The sequence below is a fragment of the Arthrobacter sp. 05T45 genome (assembly GCF_056395875.1).
On the sequence record NZ_JBFTKI010000037.1, the window covers coordinates 1 to 22,643 of the forward strand.

General features: G+C 64.3%; 25 protein-coding genes. 4 read left to right on the forward strand and 21 right to left on the reverse strand.

From position 1 onward, the window contains the following. Positions 1 to 216, reverse strand: a 216-nt coding sequence (locus tag AC1DGD_RS21260; protein ID WP_476858152.1) for a hypothetical protein, incomplete at its 3' end; no start/stop codon positions are given. A gap of 422 nt (positions 217 to 638) precedes the next feature. On the opposite strand from AC1DGD_RS21260, the gene AC1DGD_RS21265 reads away from it, so the two are divergent. Next, positions 639 to 1,016 (forward strand): hypothetical protein, encoded by a 378-nt coding sequence (locus AC1DGD_RS21265; RefSeq protein WP_476858153.1) that lies wholly within the window; start codon positions 639 to 641, stop codon positions 1,014 to 1,016. Between the two features lie 451 nt (positions 1,017 to 1,467). Here the strand turns inward: AC1DGD_RS21265 and AC1DGD_RS21270 are convergent, their stop codons facing one another. The 15 genes from AC1DGD_RS21270 to AC1DGD_RS21340 all read right to left on the reverse strand — a co-directional run bounded on the left by AC1DGD_RS21270 (position 1,468) and on the right by AC1DGD_RS21340 (position 14,987). Beyond that, positions 1,468 to 1,722: a hypothetical protein gene (locus AC1DGD_RS21270; RefSeq protein ID WP_476858154.1), complete on the reverse strand. Its 255-nt coding sequence runs from the start codon at positions 1,720 to 1,722 to the stop codon at positions 1,468 to 1,470. Positions 1,723 to 2,094: 372 nt separating this feature from the next. Beyond that, entirely contained in the window at positions 2,095 to 3,588 is a 1,494-nt protein-coding gene (gene tcuA, locus AC1DGD_RS21275) for an FAD-dependent tricarballylate dehydrogenase TcuA (RefSeq protein WP_476858155.1), read from the reverse strand. A 94-nt stretch (positions 3,589 to 3,682) separates the two neighbouring features. Further along, positions 3,683 to 4,543, reverse strand: coding sequence for an amino acid ABC transporter permease (locus AC1DGD_RS21280; RefSeq protein WP_476858156.1), 861 nt, complete (start codon positions 4,541 to 4,543; stop codon positions 3,683 to 3,685). After that, positions 4,540 to 5,184 (reverse strand): amino acid ABC transporter permease, encoded by a 645-nt coding sequence (locus AC1DGD_RS21285; RefSeq protein ID WP_476850861.1) that lies wholly within the window; start codon positions 5,182 to 5,184, stop codon positions 4,540 to 4,542. Before AC1DGD_RS21285 ends, AC1DGD_RS21280 begins: the two co-directional genes overlap by 4 nt. 10 nt (positions 5,185 to 5,194) lie before the next feature. Continuing rightward, entirely contained in the window at positions 5,195 to 6,064 is an 870-nt protein-coding gene (locus AC1DGD_RS21290) for a glutamate ABC transporter substrate-binding protein (protein ID WP_476850860.1), read from the reverse strand. A 40-nt stretch (positions 6,065 to 6,104) separates the two neighbouring features. After that, positions 6,105 to 6,854 (reverse strand): amino acid ABC transporter ATP-binding protein, encoded by a 750-nt coding sequence (locus AC1DGD_RS21295; protein ID WP_476850859.1) that lies wholly within the window; start codon positions 6,852 to 6,854, stop codon positions 6,105 to 6,107. A 240-nt stretch (positions 6,855 to 7,094) separates the two neighbouring features. Then, positions 7,095 to 7,757, reverse strand: a complete 663-nt coding sequence (locus tag AC1DGD_RS21300) for a GntR family transcriptional regulator (RefSeq protein WP_476850858.1) — start codon at positions 7,755 to 7,757, stop codon at positions 7,095 to 7,097. 415 nt (positions 7,758 to 8,172) lie between these two features. Continuing rightward, positions 8,173 to 8,757 (reverse strand): flavin reductase family protein, encoded by a 585-nt coding sequence (locus tag AC1DGD_RS21305; protein ID WP_476850857.1) that lies wholly within the window; start codon positions 8,755 to 8,757, stop codon positions 8,173 to 8,175. A 38-nt stretch (positions 8,758 to 8,795) separates the two neighbouring features. Further along, positions 8,796 to 9,569 (reverse strand): 1,6-dihydroxycyclohexa-2,4-diene-1-carboxylate dehydrogenase, encoded by a 774-nt coding sequence (locus AC1DGD_RS21310; RefSeq protein WP_476858157.1) that lies wholly within the window; start codon positions 9,567 to 9,569, stop codon positions 8,796 to 8,798. Positions 9,570 to 9,642: 73 nt separating this feature from the next. After that, positions 9,643 to 11,088 (reverse strand): MFS transporter, encoded by a 1,446-nt coding sequence (locus AC1DGD_RS21315; RefSeq protein ID WP_476858158.1) that lies wholly within the window; start codon positions 11,086 to 11,088, stop codon positions 9,643 to 9,645. Between the two features lie 84 nt (positions 11,089 to 11,172). Continuing rightward, the gene (catA, locus tag AC1DGD_RS21320) at positions 11,173 to 12,021 is read right to left on the reverse strand and encodes a catechol 1,2-dioxygenase (protein WP_476850855.1); all 849 of its coding nucleotides are present in this window, start codon (positions 12,019 to 12,021) and stop codon (positions 11,173 to 11,175) included. A gap of 193 nt (positions 12,022 to 12,214) precedes the next feature. Continuing rightward, positions 12,215 to 12,493: a muconolactone Delta-isomerase gene (catC, locus tag AC1DGD_RS21325; RefSeq protein ID WP_476858159.1), complete on the reverse strand. Its 279-nt coding sequence runs from the start codon at positions 12,491 to 12,493 to the stop codon at positions 12,215 to 12,217. 69 nt (positions 12,494 to 12,562) lie between these two features. Then, complete coding sequence (locus AC1DGD_RS21330; protein WP_476858160.1) at positions 12,563 to 13,663, reverse strand: mandelate racemase/muconate lactonizing enzyme family protein; 1,101 nt, start codon at positions 13,661 to 13,663, stop codon at positions 12,563 to 12,565. After that, positions 13,653 to 14,636: a LysR substrate-binding domain-containing protein gene (locus AC1DGD_RS21335; RefSeq protein ID WP_476858161.1), complete on the reverse strand. Its 984-nt coding sequence runs from the start codon at positions 14,634 to 14,636 to the stop codon at positions 13,653 to 13,655. The genes AC1DGD_RS21330 and AC1DGD_RS21335 overlap by 11 nt, the downstream gene beginning before the upstream one ends. A gap of 81 nt (positions 14,637 to 14,717) precedes the next feature. Continuing rightward, positions 14,718 to 14,987: a hypothetical protein gene (locus AC1DGD_RS21340; protein WP_476858162.1), complete on the reverse strand. Its 270-nt coding sequence runs from the start codon at positions 14,985 to 14,987 to the stop codon at positions 14,718 to 14,720. A gap of 1,341 nt (positions 14,988 to 16,328) precedes the next feature. Between AC1DGD_RS21340 and AC1DGD_RS21345 the strand changes: the two genes are divergently transcribed. Beyond that, positions 16,329 to 16,820: a nuclear transport factor 2 family protein gene (locus AC1DGD_RS21345; RefSeq protein WP_476858163.1), complete on the forward strand. Its 492-nt coding sequence runs from the start codon at positions 16,329 to 16,331 to the stop codon at positions 16,818 to 16,820. Beyond that, positions 16,817 to 17,515, forward strand: a complete 699-nt coding sequence (locus AC1DGD_RS21350; protein ID WP_476858164.1) for an SDR family NAD(P)-dependent oxidoreductase — start codon at positions 16,817 to 16,819, stop codon at positions 17,513 to 17,515. Before AC1DGD_RS21345 ends, AC1DGD_RS21350 begins: the two co-directional genes overlap by 4 nt. A gap of 45 nt (positions 17,516 to 17,560) precedes the next feature. On the opposite strand, the gene AC1DGD_RS21355 is transcribed toward AC1DGD_RS21350, so the two are convergent. The 4 genes from AC1DGD_RS21355 to AC1DGD_RS21370 all read right to left on the reverse strand — a co-directional run bounded on the left by AC1DGD_RS21355 (position 17,561) and on the right by AC1DGD_RS21370 (position 20,069). Beyond that, the gene (locus tag AC1DGD_RS21355) at positions 17,561 to 18,325 is read right to left on the reverse strand and encodes an SDR family oxidoreductase (RefSeq protein ID WP_476858165.1); all 765 of its coding nucleotides are present in this window, start codon (positions 18,323 to 18,325) and stop codon (positions 17,561 to 17,563) included. After that, positions 18,322 to 18,864 (reverse strand): MFS transporter, encoded by a 543-nt coding sequence (locus AC1DGD_RS21360; RefSeq protein WP_476858166.1) that lies wholly within the window; start codon positions 18,862 to 18,864, stop codon positions 18,322 to 18,324. The genes AC1DGD_RS21355 and AC1DGD_RS21360 overlap by 4 nt, the downstream gene beginning before the upstream one ends. A gap of 504 nt (positions 18,865 to 19,368) precedes the next feature. Then, complete coding sequence (locus tag AC1DGD_RS21365) at positions 19,369 to 19,659, reverse strand: muconolactone Delta-isomerase family protein (RefSeq protein WP_476858167.1); 291 nt, start codon at positions 19,657 to 19,659, stop codon at positions 19,369 to 19,371. Positions 19,660 to 19,691: 32 nt separating this feature from the next. Beyond that, the gene (locus AC1DGD_RS21370) at positions 19,692 to 20,069 is read right to left on the reverse strand and encodes a YybH family protein (RefSeq protein WP_476858168.1); all 378 of its coding nucleotides are present in this window, start codon (positions 20,067 to 20,069) and stop codon (positions 19,692 to 19,694) included. Between the two features lie 116 nt (positions 20,070 to 20,185). On the opposite strand from AC1DGD_RS21370, the gene AC1DGD_RS21375 reads away from it, so the two are divergent. After that, on the forward strand, positions 20,186 to 20,641 hold the full coding sequence (locus AC1DGD_RS21375; protein ID WP_476858169.1) for a TetR/AcrR family transcriptional regulator: 456 nt from the start codon (positions 20,186 to 20,188) through the stop codon (positions 20,639 to 20,641). A 123-nt stretch (positions 20,642 to 20,764) separates the two neighbouring features. Here AC1DGD_RS21375 and AC1DGD_RS21380 read toward each other — a convergent pair whose 3' ends face one another. Then, complete coding sequence (locus AC1DGD_RS21380) at positions 20,765 to 22,543, reverse strand: MOSC domain-containing protein (protein WP_476858170.1); 1,779 nt, start codon at positions 22,541 to 22,543, stop codon at positions 20,765 to 20,767. Positions 22,544 to 22,643: the final 100 nt, after the last annotated feature.

The following is a 22,643-nucleotide window of genomic DNA, read 5'->3' on the forward strand; positions in this document are numbered from 1 at the left end:
GAACTGCATGACCTGCTGCGACTTCGGGATCAAAAACTCTATGGTCATCCCTGTCGGCAGCCAGAACTCCTGGGAAATTTTCGTTGTGTCCTCGGCAATGTTCTCGAGCAGCGGGCAGGAGCCGGGCCAACCTATCGCGTTTGGTGACGCCGGCTCGAACAGCCGCCACGGCTTTCGCTTGGTCCTGGCCGTTTCTTTTTCCTGTCGGTCAGCCATTGTCGAAATAGATCGGGCCCCCTGGGGACACCCAGCCAAAGCGTGGCGCTGTCAGGTCCTGTTCGTTGGTGGAGATCCGGGCGTAGCCCGATGATCTGCGCGGGCAGGGGTGCAACTGTCGCGATTGTCCAACCTGAGCGGGACAGTTTTGCGGGCGGGGCATGCGCGAATCCAAGTTTCCAGTATCTGTATCTGATTTCTCGCAGCGCCAGTGCGGGCGGACGGTGTCGCGGTGGGGGATCGTCTAACGGGCGGTTTGCAAACCTGGAGCCGGCCCACCAATGTCATTTTCCGAAGTCGTCTGCACGGAACGTCACGAGTCCTCTGCACTACAGGAACAGCTCATCTGGGGCGGGGCGGGTCGAGCAAGGATCCAGCGGGCCCGCAGCCAAGTGTTTCGGGTGCATGCCACAATGAGGCCCATGACTCGAATCCTCATGATCGGCATCCTCGCGCGAGCCCTCGACTATAGCAAGCTGCCTCCTGGCCTCGACGAGGCCACGATGACCGAACGGATCGAAGCGGGGTTCGGGGCCACTACGGCCGCCGGCTTCGACGCCGTCAACTGCCTGATCGGCACCTCCCCGGACGAGGCCGAAGCAGAGATTCGCTCGGCGTTCGGTCGTGATCGTTTCGGCCTCGTGATGATCGGGGGCGGCATCAGGATGATCCCGGAGTACACCGAGCTCTTCGAACGGATCATCAACGTGTGCAATGCGGAATCGCCCGGAATCACCTTCTGCTTCAACACATCGCCCGAGACGACTCTGGACGCGTTGGAGCGTCACGCCCAGCCGTGAACGTCTGCGACGCGATCCGGTGCGTCGACTAGCCTCGGCGTTTCGTGTCGGCGGTCATGAGATGCGCCTCTGCTCACGTGCGGCTGCGATGTATTGGGAATAGGTGCTCGCCTTACGGGCACTGTTGCGACACGGACCGACCAAAAAACGCCGCCACAGAGCGACCAACTCCACAGCTCATGCCACACGATAGCGCGCATAAGGAGCCAAAGGGGTGGTCCCACCGTTCTCAATAACGATCAATTACTGAGACAGCGTGGTCTTTCAGCCATGGGCTTCGAAAGTTGTCATTTTCAGCAGTCGAGGCACGGAATGTCAGAAGTCCTCTGCACTCTGAACTGGTCATCGTGACGTTAGCCGAATGTCTGGTGGCCCGGTTCCATGATCCGGTTCAGCTGTTGTCGGGCCGCGCGGTGCAGCACCAGCACGGTCCTGGGATGAAGCTGTTCCGTCAGTTGGCTGCGCTGCGGTGGCTTCGGTAGATTCTTAGCCCGTCACTCTGGAGAAAGATGGCGCGTTCGTTGCCGCCCGCGAGATGGAGCCAAAGCACGCTGCCGTCAGCTGCCAGCATGTCGATGCGCCCGGTAGCGATGACTTCCCCGTGTTGGTGGATTTGCACGTAGTCGGCCCGTGAGAGCTTGGACCAGTTGGCAACGGGGGCGGGTTTCCGGTTTTCTGTATGAGATCCGGACGATCGGGGCGTCATGGGTTGTCCTTGGGTTGGGGCGACTGCGGTGCCGGCATCGTTTGAGCGTCGGGGGAGGTCGCAGGGCGGCGTTTCCGCCACCCTGCCTCCTCCTTATGGGCTCTCTTCCCACGCCCGACTATCGGGCTGCCTGTTGCGATGGAGTGCGGGAAGAGCGCCCATCTGTGCCGGACAATGGGCCGGCAGTCGGTGGTGATGGTCCGCTCGGGAGACCCGTTTTGCTCGCGAACATCAGGGCAAATCTCCCGGGGGAGGTTTCGCCGTCAAGAGCCGGCTCTCCCTCAGTCCCGGTCACTGCGACGAGCGTCGGAGCGAGTGAAGCCGGCGGTGGCCCGCCCGGGTTTTTGAGGAGAAGTGCAGTGGATCCGTGCCCTACGCCAGGACGCCCGCCCGCCGCCCAAAGACGCACCCGGCAGCAAGTCCGGTGCCCCCCGGGTAGTTGACGCTGAATAGTCCGCCGAGCATTTCACCTGCCACGAACAGGCCTTCGATGTGCTTGCCGTCTGCGTCCAGGACGCGGCCGTGGGTGTCGGACTTGATGCCACCGAAGGTGAACGTGATTCCGCAGGTGACGCCGTAGGCGTAGAAGGGTCCGGTTTCGATCGGGGCGGCCCAGTTGCTCTTGACCGGTTCGGTTGCGGCCTTCCGGCCATCCTTAACGTTGGGGTCGAACGGGGTGGAGCGCTCGATCGAGCTGTTGAAGTCCGTCACTGTTTTGGACAAGCTTTCCGGGTCTATGCCGATTTTGACGGCCAGGTCCTCGAGGGTGTCGGCGACCTCGACAGAGATGCCGGGCATCTCGTATTCTTCGCTGCGCAGCATGGGCCGAAGGCCGGCGTCGAAGATCTGGTACGCAACCGAGCCGGGCTGCTTGAGGATTTCCTTGCCGTACTTGGCGTACGTGTAGTTCCGGAAGTCGGCACCCTCGTCCAGGAAACGCTTGCCGTCGGTGTTGACGATGATTCCAAACGGGTAGCTTTGCCGGGTGAGGCGGTTGGTGAGTTCGCGGTTGCTTTCGTTAGTGGCGGTAAAGGCATCCCACTGGACGCTGTGGCAGCTGCCCCAGTCTCCGCCCTTGGTGGCGCCGATCTCCAACGCTGCGGCGATCATGTCGCCGGTGTTGTAGGGAGTGCCGCGTACCTTGGCGTTTTCCCAGCCTTCGCCCAAGTACTCCCGCCGCCGCTTCGGGTCCGCCTCGAAGCCTCCGGCGGCGAGGATCACGGATTCTGCCCTCAGGCGCAGCTCCCCTCCAGCGGTGTTGACGACGACGCCGGCTACACGGCCGTTCTCAACGATGAGGCTTTGGGCCGCGTGGCCGTACCTGACTTCGATGCCCAGCTCTGCAGCGACCCGGGTGTGGTCTTCGATCAGGCCTTCGCCGCCGCCCACGTTTCCCACGTGCAGGCCGCCCCAGAAGAGGTAGGACCCGTCGGCACGCTCGAAGGCCTGACGCTCGTACATCAGGCGGTACTTCAGGCCCAGGCTGTTGAGCCACCGAAGGGTGGACTGGCTCTCGGCAATGAGGACTTCCGTCAGTGCCGGGTCGTTGCGGCCTTCGGTGACCTTTTCCAGGTCAGACGCGTATTCCTCAGCGCTGTAGGGCGGAACGACGGTCCGGCTGTGCCGTTCGTCCGGTTCCACGAGCCCTTGGAGGTCATCCAGGCCGTTGTGGACGATGCGTGTGGCGCCGGCGGTGTAGAAGCTGTTGCCGCCGGCCATGTCTTTGGTGCCCTTTTCGAGCAGGATGACTTTTCGTCCGCGGACGGCAGCGGCGTGGGCCGCCGTGAATCCGGCATTTCCGCCGCCGACGACGATCACGTCGGCCTTGGTGAGGTTTCCCGCTGCAGGTTCGTTCTGATCAGCCATTGTTTTCTGTCTCCTTCATGTTGAATTCTTAAGTATTCGACTGTATACACAGCGAGATAGGGGTGATTTGGGGATAGGAGCGCGTCCGGGGGTGTTAGCGGGCCGGTACGGGGGCTGGCTCTGCCGCTGTCACGGGGAGCGGTTCATGGGCGGCGAGGCGGTTTTGGCGGCGCTCTAGGGCCACGGCGAGGGCGCCGAGGGCGATGTTGACGACCAGGAATCCCAGGGCGGCAACAAACTGGGCCTGCAGCAGGGACCGGGTGTAGTACTGGCCGATGACGGTGGCGGACCTCAGGAGTTCCATGTAGCCGCCGAGCACAAAGGCCAGTGCTGTTCCCTTGAAGAGGATGATGAGCTGGCTCACGAGGGCAGGACTCATGGACCGCAGGGCCTGCGGGAGCAGGACCAGGCGCAGCGTCCCTACGTGGGAGAAACCCAGTGCGAGGGAGGCCTCGGCCTGACCGGGCGGCAGCGCGAGGATCCCGGAGCGCAGCAGGTCACCGATGACGGCCCCGCTGTACAGGGTCAGCGCGATGACCAGGAACCAGAAGTCCCCGAGTTTGAGGCCGTAGTTGGGCAGCACCAGGGACGTGAAGTAGAGCAGTAGGAGCAGGGGGATGCTGCTGAAGACGTCCGTGTAGACCCGGCAGGTCCGGCGCAGAGGTGCGTGTGTGGAGACGAGTCCGAAGGCCAGGAGGCATCCGGTGATCATGGACAGCACCATGCCGACGGCTGCGGCCGCAATGTTGTTCCACAGCCCCTGGCCGAGAAGCGCCCAGAGTCCGGGCTCGGCGAACGGGGCCCACGCCGCGGCGCTCAGCTCGCCTTTGTCGTAGAGGACGCGGAAGACCAGATAGGCGCCGGCGATCACGATGAGGGCGGTGAGGATTTCCAGGAGCAGGTGGCGGCGTTTGGCGCGCGGACCGGCCGGGTCAAAAAGCGATACGGTACTCATCGGCTGAACGCCACCTTCTGATCGACTGCGGATACGAGCCGGCCGATGACCAGCCCGATGGCGAGGTAGCAGAGGGCGGCCCCGCCGAAGATAATGAACGGTTGTGCCTCATCCACCGCGATCTTGTCCGAAAGGAACGTCAGTTCGGATACCCCCACCAGGGCAGCGACCGAGGTGTTCTTGACCATGGTGATGAAGACGTTGCCAAGCGGTCTGGTCACCGTGGCGAAGGCCTGCGGGAGGACGATGTGATTCAGTGAGGCCATCGGCCCGAAGCCCAGGGCGCGTCCGGCTTCCAGCTCGCCGCGGTCCACGGTGTTCAGGCCCGCGCGCAGGGTTTCGGCTACGAACGGCGCGGTGTAGAGCACCAGGACGATGGCGGCCGAGGCGTAGAGCGAGTACTGGATGCCCAGGACCGGCAGTCCGAAGACAAACAGCACCATCTGCACGGGAAGCGGCACGTTCCGGAAAATCAGCACGTAGGCCGAGGAAACACCCCGGGCCGTCCTGATGGGGCTCGTCCGCAGTGCGGCGAGCAGTGTCCCCAGGAGCACCGAACCGGCGGCCCCCAGGAGAACGAGTCCCAGAGTCACCATCACGCCCTGGCCAAAATCGCCGAGGTGATTGAGAAGGAATGACATCAGCGGATCCCTACAGCGTTACTTTGGGCGGGGTAACATCGCCGGGCTTGACCTGGCCGATCGTGGCGTCGTAGGCCTTCTTCCAGTCCCCGTCCGCGATGGCCTTGGTCAGGAGCTGATCGAGGTAGTCATGAAATGCTGCATCGTCCTTGGCCACGCCGATGGCAAATTCCTCGGCATCGGCCAAATGGCCGTCCGCGATGCGGTAGGCATCCGGATTCTGGGACTGGACACCGAGCAGGATTGCCTCGGTCGTGGTCACCGCGTCGACCCTCTTATCCTTCAGTGCCTGCGCGCATTCACTGTAGGTGCTGAACAGGACCACGTTGGCCGCGGGCACGGCCGCACCGATGAGCTGGGCCGCGCGGGCGCCGGTGGTGGAACACACGGTCTTTCCCTGGAGGTCCTCGGGTTTGTTCACTGAGCTGTCGTCCTTGCGTACCAGCAGGGCCACGTTGCTCTCAAGGTAGGGTCCGGCGAAACTGACGACTTTCTTCCGTTCGTCCGTCACTGCGTAGGAGGCGATCACGGCGTCGACCTTGTTCTGCTGCAGGAACGCCTCACGGTTTTTGGTGACCGCCTCAACGAACTCGACATTCTCTGCACTGCCGGTGAGGTCCTTGGCCAGGATTCTGGCCATCTCAATGTCCAGGCCTTCCATCTTGCCGGTGACCGGATTCTTCACGCCAAAGAGCGGCTGGTCGAATTTGACCCCGACGATCACTTTGCCGCGTTTCTGGATCTTGTCCATCGTGCTGTTGGCCGGGAAGCTCCGGGCCGGTTGGGTCTCGGCGGCCGGGGTGCTGCCGCCGCAGGCTGTGGTGCCCAGGACCAATGCGCCGGCGATGGCCAGGGCCGGCAGGAAGTGCTCGCGTTTCATGGTGACTCCTTAGGGTGGGTGCGTCGTTGCACAGGTGCTGTTAATGGACCGAGGAGAGGAAGGCTTTGGCCCGGTCCGAGGAAGGGGAGGTGAAAAACGTTTCAGGGTCGGCAATTTCCACGATGGCGCCGGAGGCCATGAACACGATCCGGTCCGCGAAGGCCCGCGCGAACGACATCTCGTGGGTCACGACGATCATCGTCGTGCCGCTCTGCGCGAGGCTCCGCATGGTCGCCAGAACCTCGCGGGTGGATTCCGGATCGAGCGCCGACGTCGGTTCATCAAAGAGCAGGACCTTGGGATCCATGGCCAGTGCGCGGGCGATGGCCGCGCGCTGCTTCTGGCCTCCGGAGAGCTGGGCAGGCCTGCTGTGTGCCTTGTCGGCGATGCCGACCATGGCGAGCAGTTCGTGGGCCCGCGTCTCTGCCGCCTGTTTGGCCAGGCCGAGAATTTTCCGTGGGGCGAGGGTGATGTTCTCCAGGATGGTCTTGTGGGAGAAGAGGTTGAAGGACTGAAAGACCATCCCCACCTCGGTACGGAACTTGTACAGATCCCTGCCCTCCACCGGCTGTTCGTGGCCGTCGATGAGAATGTGGCCCTCGTCGATCGCTTCGAGCCGGTTGATGCACCGGCACAGCGTCGATTTGCCCGACCCTGACGGGCCCAGGATGACGACCACCTCGCCACGGCGCACCGACAAATCAATGCCGGTCAGGGCCTGCATGCTGCCAAAGCGCTTGCCGACTCCGCGGAACTCAACGACGGTGTCCGTCTCCGTGATGGCTGTCATGATCTATCTCCTTTGATGGAATACGACTGTATACAGTGAAGTACAGTGTGGCATGGTGACCGCAATCACGGCAAGTCATTACGAGTCTTGGATGGGTGTGGAGGTCTCGCCCACCGCCGCGGCAGTTACCAATGGCAGCGGTGGGCGCAAGGGTGGCAGCACCGGGCTGATGCCCGGGAGAAGGCAGAAAAGCTGGCGCATCGGGGCCCGGAGAGCTAGCCGGAGAGCCTGGCGGTGATCTTAGTGGGAGGCCGATTTCCGCAGCAGGTCGAGCCTGATCCGACGGGCTGTCTCCATGTGTTCGCGTGCGGTGTTCCGCGCACCAGTTTCGTCGCCGGCGGTGATGGCCGCGACCAGCTTCGAATGCTCGGCCAGGGCCTCGTCCCAACGCTCTCCCACAGACAGAGTCGAGTGCGGCGTGCGGATCAGGTGGGTGGACAGCCGCTGCAGGAGATCCTGGAGGACGGGATTGTGCGCAGCCGCCCAGACGGCTGCGTGGAACTCCAGGTTCGTCGACGCCCGGGTGTTGTCATCCGGCTCCGAAAGTGCGCGGTCACGTTCCACCAGGCCTTCGAGCTGCATAATGTCAGTGATGTCGTGGGACAGGGCCGCCTGCCCGGCCGCCTCCTGTTCCAAAAGAATCCGCACGTCATAGACCTGTATGACTTCCTGGGGTGTTGCCTGATGGACCTGCAGTCCACGGGCGCCGCGATCCAGAAGACGGTCGTGCTGGAGGCGGCGAAGAGCCTCGCGCACCGGCGTGCGGGAGACACCGAAGCGTTCCCCCAAGGTAACTTCCCGCAAGGGAGTGGCCGGAGCAATTGCACCGGCCAGGATTTCAGAGCGCAGCTGGGCGTAGATCGAATCCCCGTCGTGCCGCATCGTTTCAGAACCAGGTGACACAACTTTCCTTCCACAGTGGCGACTCGGAAGGGAGGCTTACGCCGCCACTCGGTCCCGCCAGTTCGCAGACCCGAGCCATCGCCCGGACCCCCATAGTATTCCAGTGGATACGCGCGAGTCCAAGATGTGTTGTCCTTTCCATCCGGATGGTGCATGAATCGGTATTGTTCGGCCGCTGCCGGCCTAGTTCTTCGCCAGCAACTTTTGCCATCCGGGCGGACCTCGCCCGTCGGTGATACGTGCCGGTACAGGGTCTGGCGGGTGATGCCGAGTTCGGTGCAGAGATCGCCGACTTTGGTTCCGGGCTTGCCCAGGGAGGCCGTGGCGAGCCTGAGTTTGGCCGAGGTCATTTACTCGGGAGACTGAGTCGCATAGCCCGACATGTAGATCGCTGCGCCCTGCAGGGCCGGTCAGATTAGACAGGTGTCCGGTCGTGAAGCGGCCTGAAGGAGCTGGAGCCGGCGAACCAGTCCGATTCGGGAGCATCGCCGGAGTTATCCCGCCGGGCACCCTCGATCCGTCCTCCTGGATTGTGGAACTCGCCGCCGAACAACACGAGGGGTTCCCGCTTGGTGACGTCCAGTGTGATGACCTCGCCGACGACGATGATGTGGTCGCCGCCGTCGTAGATATTCCACGGCCGGCACTTAAGCGTCGCGGCGTTCCCCGTCAGCACCGGGACGTTGCCGTCCAGCGTCCATTCCGGTTCCGCGTCAAGGACTTTGCCAGCGAAGTGCAGGGCCACATCCTTTTGTTCTACCGACAGGATGTTGATAGCGAAGGGCGCAGCTTCCAGATACCGGGAGCCGCGCGAGGACCGGGTCAGTGTGACCTGGGCAAGCGGCGGGTCGAGGGATACCGCGGTGAAGGCGCTGACGGTGGCGCCGTGCGGAACGCCGTCGTCCGTCCGGGTGGTGACCACCGTGACACCGGTGGCGAACGTGCCAAAGGCGTGGCGCAATTCTCGTTCTTCAATGCATCCCATGACTTCCTGAGTCATCGACTTCTCCTTTCTGCTGTTGTTCAGGCCGCGCTGAATTACCCAAGGTCCCCGCCGCCCACCGGCAGCACCGCGCCAGTGATGTAGCTGGCGTCGTCAGAGGCCATGAACAAGATCGGAGCTGCCTGCTCTTCCAGCGTGCCGTACCGCTTGAAGAGGGTGCTTTCGGTGGTCTGTTCCACGATCTGCTGGTACCACGTCTCTTCCTGGGCGGACTGCGCGTTCGGGTTGCGCGGGACCTTCCGCGGCGGAGCTTCGGTGCCGCCGGGCGCGGTGGCCACTACCCGGATACCCTTCGGAGCGGCTTCGAACGCCAGCGACGCGGTCAGAGCGTTGACCCCACCCTTGGACGACGCGTATGGAACGCGATTGATGCTTCGGGTGGCTATCGAGGAGACGTTCACGATGACCCCGGCCGTCCGTTCGACCATGTGCGGCAGCACTGCGCGGCAGCACCACAGCGTGGGGAAGAGGGAGCGCCGCACTTCGGCCTCGATCTCGTCCTCCTCGTAGTGCTCGTAGGGCTTGGTCCAGATCGTACCGCCGACATTGTTGATCAGGATGTCGATGCGTCCGAACTCTGCCACGGCGTAGGCCATCAGCTTCACGGCGCCCGCATAAGTTTCCAGATCGCAGAGGAAGTATCGTGCGGGTGCATCACTGGCCGTCAGCTCAGCACACACTTCAATGACCAGCTCGGACCGGTCCGCCAGCACTAGGGTGCCTCCCTCGGCCGCAATCTTACGGGCGACGACGGCACCAATCCCTTGGGCAGCGCCGGTCACCACAACAACCTTGTCGGTAAAACGCATTGCTGTGCGTCCTCTCTTATTGGGATTTTTCAGCCGTTGAGGCCAGTTCGATATCTGCGTAGGTGCCCCCGCGTCAGCTGATGGATTCACGTTCCCGTGGCGCCGGCTCCGTCGAAGCAATCTCGGCTTTAACTGTCGAGCTTCGCACCATCAGGGTGGCCAATCCGGCCAGAACCAGGGGTACCGCGAGTGCCATGAAGTAGCCGGAGACGCCCAGTCCCGTGAGAATGAGCCCGCCGAGGGCGGAGCCCACGATGGAACCGAGGCGGCCAATTCCGATGCCCCAGCCGGTAGCCGTGGCACGAAGTTGAGTGGGGTAGGCGTTGGCGATCAGGTAGTTCAGGGCCAACTGCTGGCCGCCAATGCCGAAGCCGGCCAGCCCGATAAGCACGAAGACCAGCGCAAAGTTGGAGCCGGCCAGGCCCAGGCCCAGCGCGATGACGATCCCCGCCGCAAACATGACCAGCAGCAATTTTCTGGGGTTGACCTTGGGCAGGATGATGGACAGAGGGATGGCGAAGAGGATAAAGGCGCCGTTGACGGTCACGGTTCCCATCGCGGCCTGCGAGCCGGCCAGCCCCAACATCTTGAGCGCGGTTGGCATCCAGAGCAGCAGCAGGAACCACGCGATCCAATTGAGCAGGTAGGTGGCGAAGACCGCGATGGTGACCATCCGGTACTTAGCGGAGAAAAGTGCGGCGACGGAGCTGCGCTCCTGCATTTTGTCGTTGGTTGCGAGCACGGCGTCCGGGCTGACTGGGCTCCCGGAAATTGAGGCCATGATCTGACGCGCCTGTGCGTCGGCTGCGGAGGTGCCCTTGGCCGCCAGGAAGATCGGCGATTCGGAGAGAATCTTGCTGCAGACCAAAACCATGGCAAGTGGCAGCACGCCGCCGGCTAGGAAGATGCCACGCCAGCCCATCACTGGCAGCCATGCCGCCGCCATAAGCCCACCGAGTAGCGCGCCACCGGGCAGGCCAAGCAACACCAATGTCATGAACGTGCCGCGGCGCGATTTGGGACTGTACTCGGCGGTCAGTGCCAGCAGCGCCGGGGTGGCCCCGCCCATGCCGAGGCCAATGAGGAAGCGCAGAATGACTATCTGCTCCAGGGATTGAGCAAAAGCACCGGCAAGGGAGAACACACCAAAAAGGGCCAGTGCGAGCAGGATGGTCTTCTTCCGACCGATCCTGTCCCCGAAGGTGCCAAGGGACATTGCGCCCACGCACATGCCAACGGTGCTGGCGGTGATCACCCAGGTCATGTCAGTGGCCTGCAGGCCGAAGTCTTCGGCGATTGCCGGTCCGATGAATGCAATCGACTGGGTGTCGAATCCGTCCAGCAGTGCGATCACGAAACAGAGGACGACGATGGACCATCGTTTGATTCCCATGGGCGTGTTGTCGATAACGTCCTGGACGTTATAGGCGAGTGTAGTCACCGGTAACTCACTTTCGTGTGATGTTCTGACCCGACTGATCCGGGGGCCGGGCGGCTGCGGCCACTTCGTTTTGGGCACGCGGCATTACGGCGGGTGGTGGGGATGATATTGGGGTTGGGCCCGGGGCCGGGCGGTTCGGGCCCCGGCGCCGAAAAGGGGGGCTTAGCCCCGGGGATCGAGCACGAAGTTATAGGTGACTTCGCGGCCCTTGCCGTCGGCGCGCTCGGTGGGGGCCAGGACGAGTTCGGGCTTCACGGCCGAGGCGATGTCGTCGGCGACGTGCTCGTCGCCTTCGAAGTAGAGCTGGGTGGTGATGAGCTCGTGCTTCGGGGCCGAAACCTTCAGGTGCAGGTGGGCCGGCCGCCAGGCGTGCCAGCCGGCCGCGGCGATGAGGGCACCGCAGGCACCGTCGGTGGGGATCTGGTACGGCGCAGGCTGCATGGTGTTGATCTGGAAGTTGCCCTGAGCGTCGGCGATGATGGAGCCGCGGAGGTTCCATTCGGGCAGCCCGGGGGCGAACTGGGAGTAGAAACCGAGGTCATCGGCGTGCCACAGTTCGATCAGTGCTCCGGCGAGCGGCTGGCCGGCGACGTTCGTGACCTGGCCCTGGAACAGCAGCGGCGTGCCTGGTTCGTCGTCGCGCATCGGCAGGGTGGCCGGGGTGTTGAGCGTGGGGGCGTTCGGGATGTAGTACGGTCCCTCGATGCTGCCCTTGGAACCGTGGCGGCTGGAATTGGCGACCTCCTCGACGGAGTGCTCCACCCATACGTCCAGGAACAGCGGCCACTCCCCGTCCTCGCCGACCTGGATGAGCCAGGCCTTGAAAGCGTTGTATTCGTCGTAGGTGACCTTCTCGTCCAGGACGGTGTCGTTGATCGCCTTGATGACGCGGCCGGCAAGCGTGCTGACCCGCTCCTGGCTGGTGCCGGCGGCGAGGTGCTTGTTCTCCCGGAAGCGGGCGGTTGCCCCTGCGCCCGAGGAAGCTGCTGTGGCTTCGGTTTCCATTGTCATGGTGACTCCCTTGTCAAAAAAGAACGATGGTAAAAACGGTCGGCGGTTTCGGACTGGCAAATTTCGCTCAGTGCCGTGCCGCACATCACAACCGGTGTTGATTCAACGGTAGGCCCGTAATTGATCGAGGGGAAATACCTATTTCCGGCCCATTGAAAGCTTTTGGATATGAATGTTCGAGCGAGGGGCCGGGCTATTTCACAGCGGACGGGTGCATGGCCAGCGGCGTCACCTTGATGTCCATGTAGGGGAAGAGCGGCAGTCCGGAGAGCAGGGTGTGCAACTCGTCGTTGTCCGCGACGTCGAACACCGAGTAGTTGGAGTATTCGCCCACGACCCGCCACAAATGCGCCCAGCGTCCGTCGCGCTGCAGCTGCTGGGAATACTCCCGCTCTTCCGCCTTGATGGCGTCGGCGTGTTCCTTGGGCGTGTCCAGCGGAATATTGACGTCCATGCGGACCAGGTACAGCATGTGGTTCTCCTTGCGGGGTGGGGAGCGGTATGCGGGCGTTCTGAGGGCAGGATGCGGGGCCGGGCCGGCCTAGTCCTGTCGGTATTTCTGCAGCTTGTCGGCGTCGATGGCCGCGCCGACGCCGGGGACCTCGCGGACCCGGATGGCGCCGTCGTTGATTTCGAGCGGCTCCGCGAGCAGGTCGTCCGTCATGTCCAGGTAGTTGGAGAGCTCCCCGGCCCGCCGGGAGCTGGCCTCGAACGCCGCACCAAAGGTGACCGTGGCGAGGCTGCCGATCTGGGTGTCGATCTGGTTGCCCATCGTGACGTCCACGCCGAGGCCCACGCAGAGGCCGAGGATCTGCTGGGCTTCGGTGAAACCGCTGCGCGCAGTCTTAATGCAGATCGCGGTGCTGCCGCCGGAAAGCAATTCGCGGGAGACATCGCCCAGGGTGGGGACGCTTTCGTCGCCCACGATCGGGATGCTCGAGCTCTGCACCAGCCGGCGCCGGCCCATCGCCTCGCCGGCATCGCACGGCTCCTCCAGCATGGAAAGGCCCAGGCCCTCGGTCCTGCGCAGGACCTCCATGGCCTCGTTCGCCGTCCAGCCACGGTTGGCGTCGAGGTAGATCTCGGCGTCCTCGCCAAGGCCCTCCCGCAAAACATGGCAGGCCTCGACGTCGAGGGAGAGGGGCCGCCGCCCGGTCTTGAGCTTGAAGGTGTTGATGCCGTACTTTTCACGGAACCGCAGCGCTTCTTCCAGAAGCTCGGCGGCGGGCTTGAAGCCCAACATGTGCGAGACCCGCATGCTGTCGGTGAAGCCGCCCAGCAGTTTGTGCACCGGGGTGCCCAGCGAGATCCCGATGACATCCCAGAGGGCGATGTCCAGGGCCCCCTTGGCCGTGGGGTTGTTGACCGTGCGCCGGAGCAGCTGCTGGACCTTGGAGCGGTCCAGCGGGTCCAGCCCGATGAGTTGCGGGGCAAAGACCTTGGTCACCACCGAGACGATCGAATCCTGGGTTTCGCCGTAGGTGTAGGGCCGCGGCGGGGTGTCCGCGATACCGCAGATGCCGGTGTCCGTGTAGATCCGGACCAGCACGTGTTCCGCGGAAGTCACCTCGCCGCTGGCGAACTTCAGCGGCCGCGCGTAAGGAATGGCGTAGGGAATGGCCTCAATGCGGTCAATTTTCACGGGGTGGTTCCTTTGTTGCGGATGCGGGTTGTGACTGTGGCAGGGACTGGGCCGGCGACTCCGCGGGGCGAAGCGGGGGCTGTTGCTGGCCAGGGCCCGATGTGGGAGGTAAATCGAAGAGCTGCAGGAAGCTGCGCAGCAGGGGTGTCTCAGCGTCGCGGATCCAGGCAACGGCGAGGTCGACCGGCGGCGGGTTATGCAACGGACGGAAGACGACACCCTGAAAGGAAAACATCCGGGAAGTCATCGGCACTAGGGCGATCCCCATCCCCGCCGCGACGAGCGAGAGCAGGGTGGAGGTTTCCCTGGCCTCCTGGACGAGCCGCGGCTGGAACCCGGCTTTGCGGCAGGCATCCACGACGATGCTGCTGACCGCGGAGTAGCTCGGATAACCGACGAAGTCCTGGCCGGCGAGCTCCGCCAGTTCCAGGGTGCCCTTTTCCGCCAGCGGCGAATCCGCCGGGAGGGCCGCGACCAGCTGATCCTGTTCGAGCAGTTTGAGGGCCACAGTTCCGGAGCGGACTGGGGGTCGGAGGACGGCGACGTCGAGCCTTCCGTCCTCGAGTGCGGACTCCATCTGCGGCGTCAGCATTTCGCCCTGAACGGTGATGCGGAGCCCGGGAAAAGTGCGTCGGGCGGCCTGGACGATGCTGGGCATCAGCCGGTAGGTGGCTGTTCCGGTGAAGCCGACGCGGAGGACGCCAGTGGCACCTGCGCCGACCTGCCGGACGTCCTCCTCCAGAGCTTCCAGTTCCTGCATCAGCAGCCGTCCTCGATCCAACAGGACCTGTCCGGCTGGGGTGAGATCCACCTTGCGCGTAGTGCGCAGCAGCAAGGGTGTGCCGAGCTGTTCCTCCAGCTGCCGGATCTGTTGGGACAACGGCGGCTGGGCCATGTGCAGCCGCTGGGCTGCGCGGCCGAAGTGACGTTCCTCGGCCACTGCAATGAAGTACTTGAGGTGGCGCGTCTCCATAAGAAGCTCCCGGGCAGCTCGAAGCAGGCGATATGCCGTACTCCGACCAGCTTAGGAGGGCGGATTAGTTAGGGGAAATACCTATTTCAGAGCTATTGGGACGTTTCGCATACCAATCTCCGCCTGTGGGCGGCCGGGGCGCGGACAGGCAGGCCAGCGGCAAGGAGGGTTACATTGTTCGAAAGGCAAGCTGGCCAAGATGTCGGCCCAGCCGAAGTGCTTGAAGTCATAGCCGCCCGGCGATGGCGCGGTGACGACCCGGTAGATGAAGTCTGCAAGGAAGATCACGCTGAAAACGGCGTTCATCACCGTGATCCCGGTGTCGAGCGATTTGCCCCCTTGTTGCCTCACATGAAAACCTCCGAGCGACAGCTGTCACGCGGGCAGCAACCATAACCCACGCTCCGGGCACCGCTTCGGCTGGTGACCGCACTCACCGACCCACTGTTGAAATCAGGCGGACTGGTACTTGGACCAACGTGGACGGGATCGCTTGATTATGCGGGCCTGCACCAGGCACGCGCCAAATAGCACCACCAAATAGCTCTGTCATTCACACGGCTGAGCAAGGCAGGCCCGGGCTCGCCCCCGCACCCCGGGACTCCGGCAACCACCACCGCCCCCGCCGCCGGGGTTCCGTTGTTTCGTGTGGCTCGGTTAGTCCGCGATCAGCGTCTGAAGGGGCGCCGCCCAGTCGTGCAGTGTTGCGCCGACGGGATCATGAACGGCTTGAAGGGAGGTGACCTTGTGATGGAGAGTCGAGTACAAGTCCCGCGCCCCTTCGATTGGGGGGGGGGGCTGCTGGCGGCTGCGAAGCTTGGAGCTGGCCGCTTTGGGGTGTGTACAAAGTACACAATTTCGGCTTCGGATCGGGCCGTACCAGTCCCGGATTGGGCCGGATTCCGCATGTTTCCGCGGGAGTCTAGTGTTTGTTTGCAGGGGAGGGAATGCAGTTCGAGTCCCACCTCGGGCACAGCATTCCCCCTCGTCAGAGGGGTTTTTGCTTTAGTGTGTGTACATTGACCCTGATTGGGTCCCTCTGACGCTTGCCGCGGTTGGTGCCTGACGCCGCGGTGGCCTATGGAGTTATGTGGGTGGCGGGTTCAGAGTCCTGACTGGTGGGCTCTCCGCCTGCTGGGATGTGGGTTCATCCGGGTCTCCTTTCTGGGGTGGCCTGGTGGCCGTGGTCGGTCCTGTACCTATTCATGTCGTGGGGTTGTGGTGGTGACATGCTTCTGCTGAAACAAGTTCATTCGGCCACGAGTTTTGCGTTGCACGACCTCTTGTTCGCTTTCAGGTCTTTTTCTCGCGCTTCGCTGCCGGCCGCCTCATTGAGCGTTCGGGCCAGACTATCTCCGTGGCCTCACACCGAGAGTTTTGAACGCGCGTGCGTCCATCGCCGACCTTGCCTCGCCCGGCCGAGAAGCCGCTGAGCCGGAATCGAGCCTCATCCCGCTCAGTCGTGCGTAGGACCCCCCCGTCCTCATCACTCCGCAAGGAGGTGCTGGGCGCCATCGGCATCGAAGGTCGGAGTTCGCTGCCCGACGATGGTTAGATCCGACATCCGGCAGTGGCGGTCGGGGAGTGAGCGTGAGACACTCGCCGGCCCCAAAGTACTCTCGGCATGCGCACCCCGGCCGCATTGGCCGCGCACGCGACCTCTCAGATCGACCAGTTCGGGCTGAAAGTGGATTGCGAGAGGAACTGCCAGCACTCAAACTGGACCACAAGCAGACCGCCGGACGGCGACCTGAATCGACGGAGATCACCCACGGAAAGGACAACACGATGGATCCGACCAGGGCGGCACTCGAGGCACACTGGCGCACATCGGAAAGCGGGGATAGCGAAGCCGAACACGCTATCTATTCCGACGACGCGATCCTCGACTATCCCCAGTCGGGTGAACGCTTCCGTGGTCGAACGACAATTGCGGCGCAACGTGGTGGACACCCTGCCGAGAGGCATTTCACGGTACTGCGGATCGCCGGAAGCGGGAATCTCTGGGTGAGCGAGTGCATCATCACGTATGACGGCGTGCCAACATACTCGGTGTCCGTCATGCAATTCGTTCAAGAGAAGGTAGTGCATGAGACGCAGTACTTCGCCGACACCTTTGGCGCCCCCGCATGGCGGATAGCAATCGCAGAGCCGATGCCGGGCCGGCAGATCGAAAGGGCATGATTCCGACCGGAGGGACGAGTAATGCGGCCGCAATCGACCCGAAGCACGTCCTGATCATCGGAGCCGGACCGGGCCTCGGGGCCGCTGTGGCCCGTCGCTATGCCAGAGAAGGGTTTCGAATCACGCTCGTCGCGCGCCACGAGGAGTCCCTTGCCGCTATCGCCGATGAATTGCGCGCTTCGGGCGCCAACATCGCCACCGTGCTCGCCGACGCCGCCGACCAGGAGGCGTTCCGTCTACGGCTGCAAGCCGTCGCACAGATCGACGCCCCCGGAATCGTGGTCTACAACGCTGCCCTGATCGCAAGAGACAGTATCCTCGCCACGGACGCCGAGTATCTGATGGCCGCGTACAACGTCGACGTGCTCGGCGCCATCACTGCTGCGCAGGTTCTCACGCCGGCGATGGCACAGGCCCGCACCGGCACGTTCCTGACGACGAACAGCTGGCTCAGCCACGACCCGCAGCCCGAGCATGCGACCCTCTCGATGGGAAAGACCGCCCTGCGCGCGGTGACCCATTTGTTGCACGACGAGCTGGCCCGGCAGAACGTGCACGTCACCGGGGTCACCATCGCCGGAGACATCGCGGATGGAACAGCGTTCGCGCCGGAACTGATCGCCGAAGCCTACTGGCGGCTTCACTCTCAGCCGGCATCGGAGTGGAGCCCAGAGGCTGTCTTCGACGGCAACTGATCAGCGTCGCCGTACGGGGAAGTGTCGTGGACCCACCCTGCCTCCTCACTGCCTCCCAAGGACTTGCTCGCCGCCATCGACGTCGAAGGTCGCACCCGTCAGTGCCGAGTTGGTCATGATGTGAACAGCGAGCGCTGCCACGTCCTCCGGCTCCACGACCCTCCGGATGGGCAGGCTTCTGCCAAGCTCGCTGCGACGGGCGTCGAGATCGTCGCCGAGCAGTGACGCCGACAGAGGCGTGTCGACGAAGCCTGCCGCGAGCAGGTTCACTCGGATGGGCGCCAGCTCCAAGGCGAGATTCGCGACCAGAGCCGGCAGGGCCGCCGCGAAAACGCCCGCGACGGCCAGGCCGGGGCCGGGGCGGCGTGCGCCGGTGCCGGTGATGAAGATCAGCGTGCCGCCTGGGCGCACGGTGCCGATGGCCGATCGGGCGACCTTCAGGGTGAGGAGGAGGTGCTCTTCGAGCGCGCCGCGGACGCGTGCCAAATCCATATCTGGTAAAAGGGCGTAGTAGGACCCACCAGCGGTGACGAGCACATGGTCGATCGGTTGGGGGAGCTCCTCGAAGAACCGTTCGAGGCGCTCGTGCTCCGTGGCGTCGAAGGCAGCCGTGCTGAGCGCGCCGACCTCCTGCGCGGCCAGTCGCAAGTGATTAGGATCGCGGCCGGTGAGAATGACATCGGCCCCCTGCGCGCGGGCCTCGAAGGCAGTCGCACGGCCGATCCCCCTGCTGCCGCCGATCACGACGACAGTCTGTCCTGTGAGCGGTCCGGAGGAGCGCCGGATCTCTTCGTTGCTGAACACGGTCATTTCACTCCCTGCGGAACGGGACGATCGGCCACCGGAAGCGCGCATGTATTGATTCTGGGCGCCGCGGTAATCGGCATCGCACCTGGCCGGACATTGGATACAACCGGGGCCGTGACGATCGCCGAAGCCGCCGTGATCCGACCCATCACGATCACCGCTGCCGAAAATCCGCCCTGAATGGCTGTTGTCAGGCCCCTTGCGCCGGATCCCCCGATCAGCACAGGAACCACCGCCGTGATGAGCAAGGCCCCGACTCCGGATCCGCCGTTGTTGATGGCGGAGGCCTCGCCGAGGTCGGCGTCGCTGACGGCCGCGCGCACAGCGGCTGTCAGACGTGTCACCAGCAGGCCGACTCCGAGCCCCAAAAGCAGAATCGCCTGCACATAGCTTTCGCCTGGACGCGCGCCCGAGAGCAGGAAGAAGCCGACGGCGACCGCGAGGATTCCGGCCACCATCAGCCAGGGCGGGCCGAGCCGCGCGACGAGCGCTCCGGCGAACGGCGAGAGCGCTAGAAACACCACTAACCCCGGAATGAGCACGGCGCCTGCCTGCTGACGCTCATGACTTTGTTCCCCTGTCTTGACGGGTCGCTTCGAACACGGAGAGGGGCATCCGCCGTGCCGAAGTCGACGTTATTACGGGAGCCAACGGGCTGGAACGCCGGGTTCTCCGGCATCCGGATGCTCGAATCGCACACCAGCCGCCGACGGGTGCGCGACGGCACGCCCACCGTACTGCGATGCGGGGTCCGACGCCAGAGCGGCCTCCACTATCGGCCCAGTCCCGAGCACGAAGCTGCCGCCGATCGAACCAGAGGAAAGACCAGGACCCGGATGCGCCCGGGGTCGATGCGGTGGGCGGATCGGCTGCAGACCCGTCCGCCGAACCCGAGCGGGCTGAATGCGCACGCCACCTGGCCGACCTCGCGGCGGCCTCCCGGGAAGCCGCAGTCGCGGCCGGCATCGCACCGTACCCGACGGCATGCTGACCCGAGCCGCACTCCGCCCCGGACTGCTCACCCCAGCGTGAGGAGCAGCCGACAACTATGCGCCAGGATCGTTCGGATGTGGCGACAGCGGCGTCACACTGTCGCGCCGCCACACCCGTAGCGGCATCGACGCAAGCACCTCCTCCAGTTCGTCGGCGTCACGCGCCTGGAAGAGACCCCAGGTGCGCCATTCGCCCTCTGCGAGGGGAGGGCGCCACAGCCGCAGGAGGTTTCCCTGAGCGGCGAGGGCGCGCGAATTCGCCGCCTCTCTGCTCCGCATATTGGCGACTGCCTCGTCCGACGTGCCCTCCGGGACCGTCGTCCTCATGTCGACCAGGAACTCCATCGCGTTTCCTCCCGCCTCCGATCGCGTGAACCCTACGCCTCGATCTTCGACACGTGATAGTGCCGGATAAGCCACTCGCCCTCCGAGCGCACCAGCGCCACGGTCAGATGCACCGGAATCACCGCGGCGTTCGGCGGCGTGAAGTCGACGTCGACGAACGCGAGGAACGTGTCCTCCGAGAACGCACGCGTCTCCAGCACCGTGTACGTCAGGGTGAGCCCGCCTGGCTGCTTGTCGTAATAGGCGGCGACTCCGGCTCGGCCAACGACCGGCGTCCTGTCGAAACCCTGGAAGATCGCATCCTCGGTGAAGTACGCGGCGACGCGCTTGGGCTCGTGGCGCCGCACAGCGTCGGCCCAGCTGTCGAGCACCCGGATGAATGCAGCAGCCTGTTCGGTCGTAACGGTCATGGTCACACTGTCGCTTTCTCGAATCTCGTCAGTTTCCGACGTTCTGACCGCCGTCGACATGGAGGAACTCTCCCGTGACGAACGGAGCCCGCTCGAGGTAGAGCACGCCGCGCACAATGTCGTCGATCGCCTATCCGTCCTACCGGGTGCAGGGCTGCATAGGTGTCGAATGCCTCCGGCGCGTGCAGCGGGGTCTTGTTGACGCCCGGACCAGCGTTCGGTCAACTACTAACCGATGCAGGTATAGCCGACTGGTCGTATTACTGCAACCCTGGGACGAACATCTGACGCGCCGGAGTGCTTCCTGGCAGCGGACCGTCGAGCTTTTCGGGCAGCGCTCGTACGCGAGGATCGGCATACCCGAGGTCTGTGCGGCCGCTGGGCTGCCGAAGGGGAGCTTCTGTTACTTCGTCCCCTCCAAGCAGGCGCTGGCCCTCGCGGTCGTCGACGAGCACTGGGTGTGGCAGCGGGACCTGGGGGTGAACATCCTCACCGATCCGGCTCCGATCGTCGAACGTCTGTGCCGCCTTTTCGTGCTGATCGCTGAGATGCAAAGATCACCAGGAGCATGACGGTCGGGGCCAACCGGTTCGACCTGACGTACGCGAGGGGCGGTCTGTCCGACGACGCGCTGCTGACGAACATCCGGCTCTGGAAACGAGGTCGCGCCCCCCGGTACGCGAACTCCTCGCGAGTCAGGCGTCCAAGACGGTTTCGGCGGCCGGTTGAGCACAGCACAGCAAAGTTTGCGACGCCTCCGGTCGCTCCAGCGGCTCGGGCGAGTAGTCGACCGCGCCGCTGAGCAGTCCGGTAACGCAGGTGTGGCACACGCCAGTGCGGCACGACCATCGCGTCGACACGTCGCAGGCCTCGGCCAGGTCGAGCAGCGACCCGTACCGGTCCGACCAGTTCACCGTGAGACCGCTTCGGACGAAGGTCACGGCCGGCCCGGTTCCCGCGGTTCCCACCGGCGGGTGCGGCGCGACCGGCGTCATCGCCACGACACCGGGATTCAGCGACGCCAGCGCGCTGAAGAGCTCGGAGTGGATGCGTCCCGGGGCGATGCCGATGGCCTTCAACGCCTCGGTCATCCCTTCGATGAATACCGGCGGGCCGCAGACGTAGGCCCTCGACGCCACGTCGAAGCCGAGCGCCCGCAAGCCGTCCGCATCCAGTCGGCCGAACATCGTTCCGGGCGCCGGCCCCTCGAGCGGCGGGGCCGAACGGGTGAACCAGAGGAAGGAGTGGGCGTTCGTCAGCCGGCCGAGCAGCTGCTCAACCTCGGGGGCAAGGCCGTAGTCTGCCTCGGCCCTGGCGACATGGAGCCACCACACCTGCCGATCCGGCTGCGTGGAGGCCAGTGAGGCCAGCATCGACAGCACCGGGGTGATCCCGATTCCCGCCGAAAGCAGCAGCACCGGCTCGTCGGTGTCGTCAAGCACGAACTCCCCGCGGGGCGCCGCGACGTCGATGACGCTTCCGTCGGCGACCGTGTCGTGGATGTACGGGCTAACGGTTCCGTGCTCCTCCCGCTTCACGCTGATCCGGTAGGTGGCGTCGTCCGGGCGGCCGGAGATCGAGTAGCTGCGGACCGCAGACGTGCCGCCGACCGGCAGCCGCAGCGTCAGGTACTGGCCGGGCTTAGCCGCCGGGAGGGCCGCGCCCGATCTGTCGCTCAGATAGAGGGAGCGCACGGACGGTGTCACCTGGACGGTCTTGGTCACGGTAAAGGGCCGGAACCCGTTCCATCCGGGTTCCTGTCCCGCCTCGCCCTGTGGCCCGGTCTGGCCCATGTCCGCCGCGGCGAGCAGCTCGTGGAAGGACTGCTGCCAGCCGGGGCTCAGCGCCGGAATGCCGACCGCGAGCTTCAGGAGCTCGTGAGATCGGTCCGGCAGATAGAGCAGGCCGTCGATCGCTTCAACGGTCAGCTGATGGCGTCCATCGGCGACTTTCACGATCGGGTCGCCGGGCTGCACTGTGCCTTCCGTGAGCACCCGCAGGTAGAAGCCGGGTCGCCGGTGAGAGACGAGGAGCGAAGCCATCTGCGGTACTCCCAGGCGCAGGCCGACGCGGTAGCACGTCACCCGTGGCTGTGTCACCTCGAACTTGGCGTCACCGATCCGGTACCGGTCGCCGATGCAGACCTCATCATCCGCGAGGCCCGCGACGGTGAAGTTTTCGCCGAAGTTGCCGGGCACCAGGTCGTCGCGGTTGAGGTGTTGAGACCAGTGGTCATAAGACCCCTGCTGGTACACCATCACCGCGCGCTGTTCACCGCCGTGGCCACCGAGGTCCCCTTGGCCGTCGCCGTCGACATTGAGTCGTCGAACGAACCGGGGGCCGTTCACCGGGTATTTGTAGATGCCGGTGTGGACTTTCCTACCCTTCCAAGAAACGTCTTTCGGCATTCCCACGTTGAGCGCCAACAGCTTTCCGACGTTGTCGCTGACGCGAAGATGATCGGTCGCGGCCATCAGCTCGGCCCCTTCTCGCCCATCACACCCTCCGCGATATCTGGTGCCCGTCCAGTAGTGACTGTGGCATCGCTCATCCCAACACGCTCAATTCATCCCG

What these genes read in the sequence shown, in the direction of transcription:
- AC1DGD_RS21265 (WP_476858153.1), top strand. Translation starts at nt 639, where the DNA reads ATGACTCGAATCCTCATGATCGGCATCCTCGCGCGAGCCCTCGACTAT.
- AC1DGD_RS21270 (WP_476858154.1), bottom strand. Translation starts at nt 1,722, where the DNA reads ATGACGCCCCGATCGTCCGGATCTCATACAGAAAACCGGAAACCCGCC.
- tcuA (WP_476858155.1), bottom strand. Translation starts at nt 3,588, where the DNA reads ATGGCTGATCAGAACGAACCTGCAGCGGGAAACCTCACCAAGGCCGAC.
- AC1DGD_RS21280 (WP_476858156.1), bottom strand. Translation starts at nt 4,543, where the DNA reads ATGAGTACCGTATCGCTTTTTGACCCGGCCGGTCCGCGCGCCAAACGC.
- AC1DGD_RS21285 (WP_476850861.1), bottom strand. Translation starts at nt 5,184, where the DNA reads ATGTCATTCCTTCTCAATCACCTCGGCGATTTTGGCCAGGGCGTGATG.
- AC1DGD_RS21290 (WP_476850860.1), bottom strand. Translation starts at nt 6,064, where the DNA reads ATGAAACGCGAGCACTTCCTGCCGGCCCTGGCCATCGCCGGCGCATTG.
- AC1DGD_RS21295 (WP_476850859.1), bottom strand. Translation starts at nt 6,854, where the DNA reads ATGACAGCCATCACGGAGACGGACACCGTCGTTGAGTTCCGCGGAGTC.
- AC1DGD_RS21305 (WP_476850857.1), bottom strand. Translation starts at nt 8,757, where the DNA reads ATGACTCAGGAAGTCATGGGATGCATTGAAGAACGAGAATTGCGCCAC.
- AC1DGD_RS21310 (WP_476858157.1), bottom strand. Translation starts at nt 9,569, where the DNA reads ATGCGTTTTACCGACAAGGTTGTTGTGGTGACCGGCGCTGCCCAAGGG.
- catA (WP_476850855.1), bottom strand. Translation starts at nt 12,021, where the DNA reads ATGACAATGGAAACCGAAGCCACAGCAGCTTCCTCGGGCGCAGGGGCA.
- catC (WP_476858159.1), bottom strand. Translation starts at nt 12,493, where the DNA reads ATGCTGTACCTGGTCCGCATGGACGTCAATATTCCGCTGGACACGCCC.
- AC1DGD_RS21335 (WP_476858161.1), bottom strand. Translation starts at nt 14,636, where the DNA reads ATGGAGACGCGCCACCTCAAGTACTTCATTGCAGTGGCCGAGGAACGT.
- AC1DGD_RS21350 (WP_476858164.1), top strand. Translation starts at nt 16,817, where the DNA reads ATGATTCCGACCGGAGGGACGAGTAATGCGGCCGCAATCGACCCGAAG.
- AC1DGD_RS21355 (WP_476858165.1), bottom strand. Translation starts at nt 18,325, where the DNA reads ATGACCGTGTTCAGCAACGAAGAGATCCGGCGCTCCTCCGGACCGCTC.
- AC1DGD_RS21365 (WP_476858167.1), bottom strand. Translation starts at nt 19,659, where the DNA reads ATGGAGTTCCTGGTCGACATGAGGACGACGGTCCCGGAGGGCACGTCG.
- AC1DGD_RS21370 (WP_476858168.1), bottom strand. Translation starts at nt 20,069, where the DNA reads ATGACCGTTACGACCGAACAGGCTGCTGCATTCATCCGGGTGCTCGAC.
- AC1DGD_RS21375 (WP_476858169.1), top strand. Translation starts at nt 20,186, where the DNA reads ATGTCGTCGATCGCCTATCCGTCCTACCGGGTGCAGGGCTGCATAGGT.
- AC1DGD_RS21380 (WP_476858170.1), bottom strand. Translation starts at nt 22,543, where the DNA reads ATGGCCGCGACCGATCATCTTCGCGTCAGCGACAACGTCGGAAAGCTG.